At 51.7% G+C, this 13,570-nt stretch carries 13 protein-coding genes; 5 read left to right on the top strand and 8 right to left on the bottom strand.

The features are described 5' to 3' along the window. The first annotated feature begins 8 nt into the window (after positions 1–8). Together HMPREF9439_RS01500 and HMPREF9439_RS01495 are read left to right on the top strand one after the other, a co-directional pair. Positions 9–1,385, top strand: coding sequence for a murein hydrolase activator EnvC family protein (locus HMPREF9439_RS01500; protein ID WP_008810258.1), 1,377 nt, complete (start codon positions 9–11; stop codon positions 1,383–1,385). A 51-nt stretch (positions 1,386–1,436) separates the two neighbouring features. After that, complete coding sequence (locus HMPREF9439_RS01495) at positions 1,437–2,927, top strand: S41 family peptidase (RefSeq protein WP_008863437.1); 1,491 nt, start codon at positions 1,437–1,439, stop codon at positions 2,925–2,927. A gap of 64 nt (positions 2,928–2,991) precedes the next feature. Here the strand turns inward: HMPREF9439_RS01495 and slmA are convergent, their stop codons facing one another. Then, entirely contained in the window at positions 2,992–3,591 is a 600-nt protein-coding gene (gene slmA / locus HMPREF9439_RS01490) for a nucleoid occlusion factor SlmA (protein ID WP_008810256.1), read from the bottom strand. Between the two features lie 14 nt (positions 3,592–3,605). Then, positions 3,606–4,499, bottom strand: a complete 894-nt coding sequence (gene argB / locus HMPREF9439_RS01485; protein WP_008810255.1) for an acetylglutamate kinase — start codon at positions 4,497–4,499, stop codon at positions 3,606–3,608. 94 nt (positions 4,500–4,593) lie between these two features. Between argB and HMPREF9439_RS01480 the strand changes: the two genes are divergently transcribed. Beyond that, positions 4,594–4,800, top strand: a complete 207-nt coding sequence (locus tag HMPREF9439_RS01480; RefSeq protein WP_008810254.1) for a heavy-metal-associated domain-containing protein — start codon at positions 4,594–4,596, stop codon at positions 4,798–4,800. 66 nt (positions 4,801–4,866) lie between these two features. Here the strand turns inward: HMPREF9439_RS01480 and dksA are convergent, their stop codons facing one another. From dksA to HMPREF9439_RS01450, 6 genes are all read right to left on the bottom strand, one after another. After that, on the bottom strand, positions 4,867–5,328 hold the full coding sequence (gene dksA / locus HMPREF9439_RS13580; protein ID WP_008810253.1) for an RNA polymerase-binding protein DksA: 462 nt from the start codon (positions 5,326–5,328) through the stop codon (positions 4,867–4,869). Between the two features lie 284 nt (positions 5,329–5,612). Beyond that, positions 5,613–6,725: a CobW family GTP-binding protein gene (locus tag HMPREF9439_RS01470; protein ID WP_008810252.1), complete on the bottom strand. Its 1,113-nt coding sequence runs from the start codon at positions 6,723–6,725 to the stop codon at positions 5,613–5,615. A 150-nt stretch (positions 6,726–6,875) separates the two neighbouring features. After that, positions 6,876–8,102, bottom strand: a complete 1,227-nt coding sequence (locus tag HMPREF9439_RS01465; protein WP_008810251.1) for a class I SAM-dependent rRNA methyltransferase — start codon at positions 8,100–8,102, stop codon at positions 6,876–6,878. Positions 8,103–8,110: 8 nt separating this feature from the next. After that, complete coding sequence (locus HMPREF9439_RS01460) at positions 8,111–8,788, bottom strand: DUF484 family protein (protein ID WP_008810250.1); 678 nt, start codon at positions 8,786–8,788, stop codon at positions 8,111–8,113. Further along, the gene (gene dapF, locus HMPREF9439_RS01455; RefSeq protein WP_008810249.1) at positions 8,785–9,639 is read right to left on the bottom strand and encodes a diaminopimelate epimerase; all 855 of its coding nucleotides are present in this window, start codon (positions 9,637–9,639) and stop codon (positions 8,785–8,787) included. The genes HMPREF9439_RS01460 and dapF overlap by 4 nt, the downstream gene beginning before the upstream one ends. Positions 9,640–9,870: 231 nt before the next feature. Then, positions 9,871–10,767: a lysophospholipid acyltransferase family protein gene (locus HMPREF9439_RS01450; RefSeq protein WP_008863433.1), complete on the bottom strand. Its 897-nt coding sequence runs from the start codon at positions 10,765–10,767 to the stop codon at positions 9,871–9,873. Positions 10,768–10,989: 222 nt separating this feature from the next. Between HMPREF9439_RS01450 and metK the strand changes: the two genes are divergently transcribed. Further along, positions 10,990–12,180 (top strand): methionine adenosyltransferase, encoded by a 1,191-nt coding sequence (metK, locus tag HMPREF9439_RS01445; protein ID WP_008810247.1) that lies wholly within the window; start codon positions 10,990–10,992, stop codon positions 12,178–12,180. A gap of 91 nt (positions 12,181–12,271) precedes the next feature. After that, entirely contained in the window at positions 12,272–13,567 is a 1,296-nt protein-coding gene (locus tag HMPREF9439_RS01440) for a tryptophan--tRNA ligase (protein WP_008863432.1), read from the top strand. Positions 13,568–13,570: the final 3 nt, after the last annotated feature.

Here is a 13,570-nt window from a genome sequence, read left to right as displayed (position 1 = left end):
TCATTCTGATGAGAATTCGTTTTTCGGCAGCCACGGCGGTTTTGCTCGCTTTGGCTGCCTTTGCTTTCCAGACCGTTTATGCGGCCCCCGAGCCGCAGGGACGTTCTGTGTCTGCAGCAAAGCAAACGACAAAAGCTCGGACGACACAAAAACAGGTCTCTAAGAAAGTGCCTAAAAAGACAGCAAAGCAGCTTGCTGTCCGTAAAGCGACAAGTACTTCAAAAGCCGCTTCCCGCAGGCCTGCTGCCGATAAGACGGCCATCGAGGCACGTAGAGCAGAAACGCAAAACCGAATTGAGGAAGTGCGTTCTTCTATCTCTCAGAAAAGCTCTGTCAAGAAAAAACTTGAAGAGGAGATGAAGCAGTCGGAAGTCAAAATCCGAGAAGTTCGGCAGTCTCTGCAGAAGCTGAGGCGCGAGCGGGCAAAATCCGAGCGGACGCTGAAGAGCCAGGAAAAGACCGTGCTTGGGCTGGAAAACGAACTTTCTCATGAGCAGAAAATTCTTGAAGAAATCAACCGACAGAGACTGGAGCTGCTGACCCTGGAGCGACAGCCTCAGTGGGCTGCGTCAGATCCCAATCAGAAGGCGCGGACCCACATGATGCTGTCTTTGCTGGCGAAAAAGTCTACGGAGTCTATTCATCGGCTGGAAAAGAATCAGAAAGAACTCAGTCGGGCGCTCGAGCGATCGAAGCGTACCAGTGATTCGCTCCAAAAGACTTTACAGGAAGAGCGCAGCGAACAGACTCGTCTGACTAAGGAGCGAAGAGAGCGTCAGTTGACGGCGGCAAAACTCAACCGAGAACTCGCCTCGCAAACGATGACGCTTAAACGACTTCAGAACGACGAAAAACGTTTGGGAAGCTTAGTGGCATCGCTTCAGCGCAAAGAAGCAGAGGCCCAGAAAGCAGCCCAAAGACGAGCAGCTGCCGCAGCAAAGCGCAGCGGCAAGCAAACCAAGACTGCTTCGGTTCCGGCGCCGCAGAAGGCTCTCGTATCAACCGGTCCGCGCATGAATCCGGTACCGGGTAAAGTTGTTGCGCGTTTCGGAGAGAAACGCACCGTCTCCGGAAAGACGGATCGATGGCAGGGAACCGTATTCAGTGTCACTCGAGATGAAGGTGTACACGCAGTACGGGACGGCAAGGTGGTTTTTGCCGATTACCTGAGAGGCTACGGAAACCTGATCATTTTGGATCACGGCGCCGGTTACTTCACTGTCTATGGCAACAATGCAACGTTGGAAAAAGACATCGGAGACAAAGTTAAGGCCGGTGATGTGATTTCTCGAGCCGGGAAAAATGAAGGCGCGGTTTCGGTTTTATATTTTGAATTGCGTCACAATGGGAAACCAATTGACCCAACGGGTTGGCTCAATATTTGATAGTCTTACAATTCTTTGATTAAAAGAAATAATTTAACGAAATCAAAAGTTATGAAAAATAGCGTACGCGGTCTGCTTCTGGTGACCGGAGGCATGATTGCCGGAGCACTTATCAGTGCCTCTCTCGCAGCTCCTGAGAGGGCAGCCAGAACGGTTCTTCCTCTCGATGAAATCAGACAGTTCACTGATATCTACGGTGCGGTAAAGCAGTACTACGTTGATCCCGTTGAGGATAAAAAGCTCATGAAAGAAGCTATCTCCGGAATGCTTCAGGGGCTTGATCCTCATTCTGCCTACCTTGATGAAAACGCGTTCAACGAACTTCAGGAAGGCACCACGGGAGAATTCGGCGGTTTGGGTCTTGAAGTGAGTTCCGACCCTTCCGGTGTCAAAGTTATTTCTCCGATCGACGATACGCCTGCAGCGCGGGCTCATATGCGTGCAGGGGACATTATTTTCAAAATTGACGGAAAGATCGTTAAGGATCTTCCTCTCAATGACTCCGTGAAAATGATGCGCGGAAAGCCGGATACTCCGATTGAACTGACCGTGCTTCGCAAAGGTTCTTCAACTCCGATTACGGTTAAGCTCGTTCGTGCCGTGATCAAGGTCAAGTCGGTTAAATCGAAGCCCTTAGATGATCACATGGGCTACATCCGTGTCTCTCAGTTCCAGGAGCGTACCGCGAGCGAGCTCGCTAAAGCGCTGGATGCTCTGAATAAGAGCGGCAATCTGAAGAACGGTTTGGTGCTTGACCTTCGCAACGATCCGGGCGGACTGCTAAATGCTGCAATCGGTGTGTCTGCTGCTTTCCTTCCGAAGGGAACGCTCGTCGTGTCCACCAAGGGTCAAACGGCAGACGCCAAGAAGGAGTTCCTCACGACCCCGCAGGATTACCAGGTGGTGCGCGAAGATGCGGCTATTGCCAAGCTGCCCGCGATTACCAAGACCATGCCGATTGTCGTTCTCGTGAACGGAGCCAGCGCAAGTGCCAGTGAGATTGTGGCCGGCGCCCTGCAGGATCATAAGAGAGCCACGATCATGGGGACGAAATCCTTCGGAAAGGGTTCCGTACAAACAGTGATCCCTCTGCGCGGAGAAGCGAAAAATACCGCTATCAAACTCACGACTGCCCGCTACTTCACGCCGAGCGGCCGTTCAATTCAGGCCAAAGGAATTTCTCCTGACGTTGAAGTCAAAGATACCGCCGAAGGAAACTTCCTTGACCTCGACATTCGTGAGGCAGATCTGGCAAACCACTTGGAAGTCCCGGAAACTAAGGACGATAAAGCAAAGGCAGCTAAGCCCGCTGCGGAAGCCAAGCCTGATGCCTCCGGGATTAAAGAAACCGTAGAGCCGATTTCTTCTAAGCCGAAGAAAGCGCCCAAGTTCTACAAGTACGGTGATCCTGATGACTATCAGCTCAATCAGGCCATTGCCTACCTGAAGAAGGAAGACGCGAAGAAGAATCAGTCTGCTGCCGGAACTCAGGAAATCCAGCTGGAAGGCGGTATCAAGATGAAGATTGAACCTGTCAAATAGCAGGAACCATCACAAAACAACACGGCCTCGGAAAATCCGAGGCCGTCGTTTTTAGGAGCGAAAGTTATTTTCCGAGGACGAGGTAGACCTGCTTCTCCGGATCGACAGCGCCGCCCGAGGCGTCTCTCTTTGCAAATCTCAGCCAGTGGCCAAGGATAAGGGCAACGAGCATATTGGCGCGCGTCAGCACGTCGTAGCCTTCGGGAACTTCTTCCTGAGCAACGGCCAGTCTGAGAGACTGCTTAAAGACGGCCTGGAGCTGACCGTAGAACCGATTAAGTTCTCCTTGTAAGCGCGGATCCTCGGAGGTCAAAGAGTCACCACAGAACAGGAAAACAAGTCCCGGTTCTTTGGCCTTGATGTCAACGAGGGCCAAGAAGAGCTTTTTAGCCTGTTCCAATCCGGAATATTCCGACGAGGAGATGTTGTTTACCGCTGTCATGACATAGTTCTCGGCAAAGCCGATGATCTCTTCGTACATCTTGGCTTTGCTCGGGAAATGGCGATAAAGCGCTGCCTCCGATATGCCGATTGCAGCCGCCAAAGACTTTGTCGTGATGTGCTTATTCTCCGACTCCGTCATCATTCGGACGAGAGTGCGCAGAATCTCCAGTTTGCGGTCGGAGGATTTTTTTCTGCTTTTTGTTTCGGTTGACACGTCCATAAAATACTTTTGTTTTAGCCTTTAATCATCGTACCCACGCCCTGCGGGGTCAGAATTTCCAGCAGCAGGCAGTGATCAACGCGGCCGTCAATGATATGAACCGCTTTTACGCCGTTTCTGGCGGCCTGGAGCGCTGAAGAAATCTTCGGGTACATACCGCCCGAGATTGTACCGTCGGCAAATAAAGCGTCAATCTCTTGGGAGGTGAGACCGGTAATTAAGTTTCCTTCTTTGTCGAGCACGCCGGGCGTATTGGTCAGCATGACGAGCTTTTCCGCCTTGAGTGTTTCGGCCATCTTGCCTGCGACCACATCTGCATTGATGTTATATGAGAGCTCATCATCTCCGACGCCGATCGGTGAAATCACCGGGATAAAGGCGTCATCCTGAAGTGCTTTGACGACAGCGGGATTGATGGATTCGATCTCACCGACCTGACCGACATCATAGAAGACCGTCGGATCGTGAATATCCTGCAGTTTGAGCTTTTTCGCGCGAATGAGACCGCCGTCTTTGCCGGTTAGGCCGACGGCTTGGCCGCCGAAGCTGTTGATCAGCGTGACTAAGTCTCCTTGGACTTGTCCGCCTAAGACCCATTCCACGACTTCCATGGTTTCTGCATCAGTGACGCGCATGCCCTGAATGAATTCGCTTTGTTTTCCGACTCGGCGCAGAGCATCGCCGATTTGAGGGCCGCCGCCGTGGACGATAACAGGATTCATTCCGACGAGTTTCAAAAGCACGACATCACGAGCAAAGGCTCTCTGCAGCCTTTCCTCCGTCATGGCGTTTCCGCCGTATTTGATCACAATCGTCTTACCGTGAAATTTCTGAATAAAGGGAAGAGCCTCTGAAAGGATTTCCGCCTTTAACTGCGCGGGAACAAACTGACTGTTAAGCGTGTTCATTGAAGTCGAGCAACAAAATGGGTTCAAAGTTAGTGAATGGTATCACCGTGGAAGACTAGAATGCCCAAGGAGAATACGTATTGGAGTAAATCATATGGAACAAAGTTTTGAACTTAGCGGTGTTCACTGCATGCATTGTGTTGCTCGCGTAAAGAAGGCTTTAGAGCCTCTTTGCGAAAAAGTTGAAGTGACGCTGTCTCCGGCTATTGCAGTGGTTACTGTCAAGGAACCGCTGAAGATTGAAGACGTCAATGCAGCTCTCGCAAAAGCAGGTGACTATTCGGCCACGCCGCTGAACTGACCTCGCTAAGTCAAAAGAAAAGCCGGACCTCCTCGCGGAAGCCCGGCTTTTGATTTTTAGGCCGTATTAGTTACCGTACAGCTTTTGGCGAAGTTCGCGTCTCTGCTGAGCTTCCAGAGAGAGTGTTGCGGTAGGACGGGCCAGCAGACGGGGAATACCGATAGGATCACCTGTCTCCTCGCACCAGCCGTAGTCCCCTTTTTCCAGACGCTGAAGCGCTTCCTGAACCTTCTTCAGAAGCTTTCTTTCTCTGTCGCGGGTTCTCAGTTCAAGTGCGTGTTCTTCCTCGATTGTGGCGCGGTCGGCCATATCGGGAATGATGGTGTTGTCACGCAGATGTTCTGCGGTTTGGCCGGCGTTGCTGCGGAGCTGAGCTTCGCGTTCACGCAAAAGATGTTTGAAGAAAGCCTGCTGCCTTTCGTTCATGTAATCGGACTCAGGCATGTTGAGCAGTTCGGCCTGGGTCGGGATGACGATGCCGTCGACAATGATCTTTTCCTCAGAACTCTTTTCGTAGTTGTTCATCAGGAATTCGGCAGCTTTCTGCGCATCTTCGACAGATGTGTTTTCACCGGTTCCGTCTTTAGCGGACTGGACCAGGGGAGCAAGCTCTGCAGCTTCCTTTAAAGCCTTATTGCAGGCGGCAGTCTTCGGAGCCTTAGTTTCCTTAACAGCCTTTGCAGCAGGTTTAGCGGCGGTTGTTTTCGCCGTTGTTTTTACAGCCTTAACTGTCTTGGCCGGTTTATCAGTTTCGACAGTTGTTTTCTTTTTTGTCGCCATTGAATACATCTCCTATAGGCAGTCAGGTTTGGTTAAGCCAAGCAAGTTTCCAAGCCTTGCATAATCGCCTTCTTTGGGAGGCGGCGGCCGATAAATACCATTTTTGTAGACGGCTTCGTGTCGCCCCAGGGGTTGCCCAGGTCAGCCGCCATCAGCATATGCACACCCTGGAAAATCATTTTCCTATCCGTACCTGTCATATAAAGCACCCCTTTATAGCGCAACATATCAGGTCCGTAAACTTGGGTGAGCGTTCTCATATAGTTGTCGAGTCGGGCCGGGTCAAACGGTCTGTCGGACTCGAATACGAAAGCGGCGATTTCGTCATCATGGCGTGCATGATGATGGTGGTGACCGCATTCGCAATGATCGTGATCATGATCTCCGCACTCGCAGTGATCATCGTGATCATGATGATCATGGTCGTGGCAGCCGCAGGTGCAGCCGTCTTCATGATGGTGATGGTGTTCTCCCTCTTCATGAGCTTCTTTTAAGAAGTCGGGATCCAACTCAAGAACGGAGTCGAGATTGAAGCCGCGAATGTCGAGAACTTCCTTGATGTCGACGTTGCCCATGTTGCACTCCACGATCGGAGCACGCGGGTTCATGTGATGAAGTCGATCAGATAAATCTTCAATGACGGAAGGCGGAACCAAATCAACCTTGGAGAGGAGGATTCGGTCGGCGAATCCGACCTGAGCCTGTGCAGGAGCCTGCTCGTCCAGAGTTCTCGGACCGTTCACCGCGTCTACCACTGTGATGACGCCGTCAACCATGTAGAACTGGGCAACTTCTTCATCCATGAAGAAAGTCTGAGCAACAGGGCCCGGATCTGCAAGACCGGTCGTTTCAATAATGACGCGGTCAAAATTGGCCTTTCCTTCCTTTTTACGCTCCATCAGACGGATGAGGTTTTCAGCCAGGTCGCCTCGAATGGTGCAGCAAATGCAGCCGTTGTTCATCGTGATGATCTCTTCATCTTCGCTTTGAACGAGAAGATCATTGTCGATGCTTTCTTCACCGAATTCATTTTCGATGACGGCTATCTTTTGACCGTGTTCTTCGGTGAGAATGCGGTTAAGAAGCGTGGTTTTTCCTGCGCCCAAAAAACCGGTAATGATTGTGACCGGAATTAAGTCTTCCATAGCCCCTCCGAGCATTAAAAATAGGTTCTCAATTACAAGCAACCAATAAGGGAAAGTGGGTTATACAGCAACCTAGAGCAGATTGCAATAGTTTTTTAGTTTTCAACAAGATAAAAGGCAGAAAATTTGAGTTTTCTGCCTTTTTCGGGACTAGACCCGGCCTCGCGAGAGAAGGTACAAGCCCTTCAGGTATTCACCCTCAGGGTGAGTCATCAGCAGAGGATGGTCTATCCCCGCTCCGAGACGGGCCATCATCCACGCTTCCACGCGAGAGTCGATGACGGCGCCTGCCACGATTTTTTGGAACAGGTCGACGTCAATGGCGCCGGAGCAGGAGAATGTCAGCAGCTGACCGCCGGGCGCTAGGATGCGCAGTCCGTTGAGGTTGATGTCTTTATAAGCGCGGGCGGCTTTGTCGACGTGGTGGTGGCTGGATGCGAACTTGGGAGGATCGAGAATGACAAGATCAAATTGTTCCCCTTTATCGCGGAATTCTCTCAGTGCTTCAAAGACGTTTGCTTCGATCCACTTCATTGAGCCGTCGTCAAAACCGTTGCGTTTGGCATTTTCCTGAGCCATCTGCAGAGCGTCGGCAGAAGAGTCGATAGAGACAACTTCTTCGGCGCCTCCGGCTTTGAGCGCAAGCGAAAATCCGCCGGTGTAGCAGAAGCAGTTGAGCGCTCTCATGCCTCTTCCGTGCACGCGTTTGAATTCTTCTGCCAATCTGCGGGCTAAAGCGCGGTTGTCACGCTGGTCAACGTAAAAACCGGTTTTGTGTCCCATGCGAACGTCAACACCGTACTTGATTCCATCTTCCACGATTTCGACTTCCTGAGGCGGCTCTTCGCCTTCGAGGACTTCCTTGCGCTCCGGGAGTCCTTCACGGGCTCGGGTGGCGGCATCAGAACGGTCGTACACCTGAGAGCATCCGGTGTATTTCACCAATGCCTGACCGATCACAGAGCGCCAATACTCGACGCCTGCAGACTGGAACTGTGTGACAACTTGGTTGTTGTACTGGTCAACAATAAGTCCCGGGAGGAAATCGGCTTCTCCGAAAATCAAACGGATGGCATTGGTACGGGATCTCAGGCAGCTGCGTGCCTCAATTGCCGCTTTGACTCTGGCTTCGATCCAAGCCGCATCAATGACGTCTTCCTCTTGGAATGACCAGCAGCGTGCTCGGAGCGCAGACTCAGGAGAGAAGGCGCCCCAGGCTAAGAATTTTCCTTTACTGTCTTGAATCCTGACCGTCTCACCGCTCTTCGGTTTTCCCAGTACTTTGGAAACCCCGGTTGCATAAACCCAGGGATGACGGCGAAGGAGCGCACGTTCCTTGCCGGGTTTAAGGATGATCGTAGGAATTTGATTCGTCATGGAAATACTCAATTGATCAGGGGAGTTAATGCGGTTTCGGCAACCTTAGCTGCCATTTTCAAAAATTTAGGAGACGTGCCCTGTGTGAATTTCTTTTCATCCGCATCGCACAGGCAGATCATGCCGAATACGGCTCCGGTATGGCCGCGCAGCGGAAGAATGAGAACGCCGCGTGTTTCAACAGGGTCGATCTTGAGCCAATGGGCCACCTCGTCACCGTAATTTTCGCCTAAATAGAAATTTTCGATTGAATCCAAGGCGGCTTCTACGTCCGGCCCCAAACGTTCCGCAAACGGGAAGAAAGAGAAATTGGGTTTCACCGGCCACAGGCGAAGCAGCCCGTGAGCGGCCTTGAATTCAGAAATAAAGAAACTCAGGACGAGATTGGGAAGCTCAACCTGCGAGTGGCAGGCGAGTAAATCGGTCGCAAAGCGAATAATTTCTTCGCTTTTTGCATCCGAGCTAAGACTTGATTCCCGAAGCCTGCGCTCTTCCTCTTTGATTTGGCAGGAGGAAAGCGCGGCTTTCAGTGCTTCGTTTTGACATTCCGCCGGCGTGCGGCTTCCGTCCGGTGCTTGACCGGGCAGGCTGAGATGCAGAAAGAGCTCCGGATGCCGTAAAAGGAAATCAGGATTGGCTCTTAGGTAGTCGATGACAAAATCGACTACGGTTGGATTTTCGCTCATGGGACTTCAATCTCACTATCAAAAACGGTTACGGCGGGACCGAAGAGTTCTACGTCTTCGCCTTCTCCCTCCCAGGCCAAACGGAGATCCCCGCCTCTATTATGAGTAAGGATCGGAGAACTCAGAACGCCGAGCTCGATCGAGGTGGCTGCCGCAGCACAATTGCCTGTGCCGCAGGCCAAAGTCTCGCCGGCGCCGCGTTCCCAAACACGAACGTTGGCTTCGTGTTCGGTGATCGGCTGAATAAAACCGACGTTTACTCGACGAGGAAATGCGGGATGGTTTTCGATGAAGGGACCTAATTCTTTCACCGGGGCGGACTCGATATCATCAGTGACAATCGTGACGTGCGGGTTGCCCATGGAGCAGACAGAGAACCAAACCAGTTCGCCTTTATAACGGACCGCCCACTGCTTAAAGCCGCGGATCTCACGAGAAGGGAGCCCCTGCGGGTTAAAGGGCAGTGAGGAGGGCTCGAAGGAAGGTGTGCCCATGGAAACACGTACCATTCCGTCCTCTTTGAGCTCAAGCTCTATAACACCCTTCATGGTCTTGGCACGGATGCGTTTTTTTTCGGTCAGTCCTTTGTTATAGACAAACTTCACGAAACAGCGAGCACCGTTTCCGCATTGTTCTACCTCTCCGCCGTCGGCGTTGAAAATACGATATTTAAAGTCGGCTTCGCCGGCTTCGGCAGGCTCTACGACCAAAATTTGATCGGCGCCGATTCCGAAATGCCGATCAGCCAGGAAGCGCAGCTGCTGAGGAGTTAACGAGAAAGGTTCTCTAGTGCAGTCCAAGACAACGAAATCGTTGCCTGCTCCATGCATTTTTGTGAATTTAATCTTCACGGCTTGCCCGATAAAATAGTTAGACCCTACATTCTGACATTCTCTTTCCGATAATTGAAGGAAAGAGCTCTCTTCTTCGGCGTCCTCAGAATTGTGTCTGTGGGTTTCTCCGGCCGCTGCCCGAGAATGAATCCCGCCGATTTCTCTACCGTACGCCTTTTGGAAGTCTCTATAACTTAGCAGGCTTCATTTCGGGGCGGTGGTTTGCCGCGTGAAAAATAAGGTAACTATTTAATAAACCGAAGGTTCTCCTTCCGGACGGGTCTTAAAGCGGCGGTGTGTCCAAAGGTATTGATCGGGATGCTTGAGAATAAATTGTTCAAGTTCTTGGTTGAGGCGCAGCGTGTCGGCTGTGGCGTCGCTTGTCGGAAAGTTCTCCAAGGGTTTGGATAAGTGCATGACGTAGCCTTCAGGCGTCGTTTCCGCGATACCCCAAATCACCTTGGCACCCGTTAACTTTGCCAGTTTCGAAACCATGGGAAGCGTCGCCGCTTGGACACCGAAGAAGGGGACGAAAACCGAGTTGCGCGCACCGTGGTCCATATCCGGAAGATAGTAGAAAGGCAGGGAGGCCCGAAGGGCGCGAATGACTTCTTTCATGGCCGAGTTGGATTTCGGAATGAGAACGGGATCAGAGAAGCGTTTTCGTGCGTCAAAAGCCCATTTATCCCAAACAGGATTTGACTGGGTCTGATACAGAGAGGCTCCCCGCACGATTGTATTCATAGCAATGCCGCCCGCATCTAATCCGACAAAGTGCGGTGCGACGATGATGACTTTATCGGTCTTGCAGAGCTCTTCGAACTGTTCTTTTCCCTCGAATTTAACCATTTCCAAAACCTGAGCTTCGGTGCCTTTTGCAAGAACGCTGTGGTCTAGCGCGGCGCGGATAAGGTTGCGGAAGACACCCTTTGCGGTTTCAACACGTTTTTGTTCGGACCACTCCGGAAAGCAGAGACGAAGATTCGTCAGAGCAATCTTTCTGCGTCTTGCAAGCACGTACCAGGTGACTGAGGCAAGAAAATTAGCTAAACGCGTGCGGCTTGTCTGTTTCCATCCGGACATGCCGTTGACCAGCGCGACACAGGTCTTGGAAATGAGTAAATTCAGTGCAGATTTCTTTGCCATGGATCAAAATTAAGCTTCTGTAAACAAAAGGTTGCTAAATTATTAAGCAACGGACTTCTTCTGCTTGATAATCGCAGGTCAGAGGATTATAGTTCTACGTTCGCCGAGTTAAAGGACAACTTGCGGGGCGATTAACAAATTCCGCTAAAGCGTCCGGAAGATAGCTTCCGCGACGCTGCCTCCTATTGATGATTTTTAGAAAAATTTTCGGAGTCAGCTCTTATGAACAAGTCTGCAAAAGAATACCTTTTTACTTCGGAGTCCGTATCCGAAGGCCATCCCGATAAAGTCGCCGACCAAATTTCGGACGCCATTCTCGACGCTATCCTGGAACAGGATCCGACAGCTCGAGTTGCCGCTGAGACTCTGTGCACAACCGGCACCGTCATGCTCGCCGGCGAAATTTCGACCACAGCCAATGTGGATTACACCAAGATCGTTCGCGACACATTGAAGCGCATCGGTTACGACGACAGCAGCTACGGTATTGACCATAAAGGCTGTGCAGTCTTGGTTGCTTATGATAAACAGTCCCCCGACATCGCTCAGGGCGTCGATAAAGCTCAGGACGATCCGCTTGAAAAAGGCGCCGGTGACCAGGGTCTGATGTTCGGCTACGCCTGTGACGAAACGGACGCGCTGATGCCTGCTCCTATCTATTACGCTCACCGTCTGGTTGAACAGCAGTCTTTGATGAGAAGAACCGGCGAGATGCCTTACCTTCGCCCGGACGCCAAGAGCCAGGTGACGATGCGTTACGTGGACGGCCGCCCTGTTTCAGTCGAGACAGTCGTTCTTTCTACTCAGCACGCTCCTGAAATGAGTGAAGGCGACAAGATGAAGCCTGAATTCGTTCAGGCTGTGATCGATAAGATCGTTCGCCCCGTGTTCCCGCCCGAAATGCTGAAGGACACGAAGTTCTTGATTAACCCGACCGGACGCTTTGTTGTCGGCGGACCTCAGGGTGACTGCGGTCTGACCGGCCGTAAGATCATTGTGGACACCTACGGCGGAGCCTGCCCTCACGGCGGCGGTGCCTTCTCCGGTAAGGATCCTACAAAGGTGGACCGCTCTGCGGCTTATGCCTGCCGCTATGTGGCTAAGAACATCGTTGCCGCCGGTCTGGCAAGACAGTGCCAGATCCAGGTTGCATACGCCATCGGTGTTGCCAACCCTGTGAACATCACGGTTTACACCGAGGGCACCGGCGTCATTCCGGATGAAAAGATCGCCGAACTGGTTAGAGAACATTTTGATCTGAGACCTGCCGGCATTATCAAGATGCTTGATCTGCAGCGTCCGATCTACTCTAAGACCGCCGCTTACGGTCACTTCGGAAGAGAGGAACCGGAGTTCACCTGGGAGCGTACGGATAAAGCCCAAGCGCTTCGGAAAGCGGCCGGTTTAGCCTAATTTCTCCCTCAAATCAGTCCCCGGAGTTACGCTCGCGGGGACATTTTTTTATAAGATAAATTGTTTGACCTCTAGCAGAAAAGGAATCAAGATGACAGTACGTGTTTTAACCGGTGTGACGCCCAGCGGCACACTTCATCTGGGAAATTATGTCGGCGCTATTCGTCCGGCGATCCAGAAAAGCCGGGCTGAAGGTACGGAAAGTTTTTACTTCTTGTCTGACTATCATGCTTTGATTAAGACAAGTGATCCGGATCGCGTTGAAAAAAGCCGTATCCAGATTGCTGCGACTTGGCTGGCCTGCGGATTGGATCCGAAACGCGTGCACTTTTATCGTCAGAGTGATCTTCCTGAGACGCTGGAGCTCAATTGGATTTTGAATTGTGTGACGTCCAAGGGGCTGATGAACCGAGCTCATGCTTATAAAGCTAAGGTCGAAGCCAACGAAGCCGCAGGCGAAGATCCGGACAACAACGTGACCATGGGTCTGTTTTGCTATCCGATCCTGATGGCTGCGGATATCTTGATATTCAAGGCCAATTTTATTCCGGTCGGCCGTGATCAGATCCAGCACATTGAAATGTGCCGAGACATCGCGACACGATTCAATCAGATGTACGGAAACGGAGAGGAGATTTTCCCGCTGCCCGAAGCGCTGATTGACGAAGACACCGCCATCCTTCCGGGCTTAGACGGCCGCAAGATGAGTAAGAGCTATGACAACGTAATTCCTCTCTTTGAAGGCGGAGAAAAAGCCCTGCGTGAAGCAATTATGAAGATCGTGACGGACTCGAAGCTTCCGGGAGAGCCTAAAGATCCGGATTCGACGTCTCTTACTGCTCTTTACGATGCGTTTGCAACACATGAAGAGCGAAACGAATTCCGCAGGAAGCTGCAGGAAGGTCTCGGCTGGGGCGAAGCCAAAGTGATCGTTTTCGAAAAAATTAATTCCGAAATCGGTCCGATGCGTGAGCGCTATGAAGCCTACATGCAGGAGCCGGAAAAAGTAGAGGCGATCCTTCGCGAAGGCGTTGAAAGAATTCGTCCGATGGCTCGTGCGCTTGTGGACCGGTGCCGCAATGCTGTGGGCTTAAGGGCCTTTAAACCGCTGCAGGCGAAGAAGGCTGCTGTAAAGGCTAAGAAGAGCAAAGCCTCTCTGAAACAGTACAGAGAAAAGGACGGACTCTTTTACTTCAAGCTCGTCAATGGTCAGGGAAAGACTCTGCTGACCGCCGGCGGTCTTCCATCCGGTAAAGAGGTCGGCGCCCATCTCCAGAGCTTTAAGGCTTCCGGCCTCGGAGCACTGAAGGGCATTTTCTGTCAGCTTGACGCAGAGGCTACCGAGGCTGAGGTTCAGTCAGCCCTTGACGAACTGACCCAGGAATAACCG

Source organism: Parasutterella excrementihominis YIT 11859 (assembly GCF_000205025.1).
Lineage (GTDB): Bacteria > Pseudomonadota > Gammaproteobacteria > Burkholderiales > Burkholderiaceae_F > Parasutterella > Parasutterella excrementihominis.
Note: the sequence above shows the minus strand (reverse complement) of the source record. Positions and strands in the feature narration are given on the sequence as shown.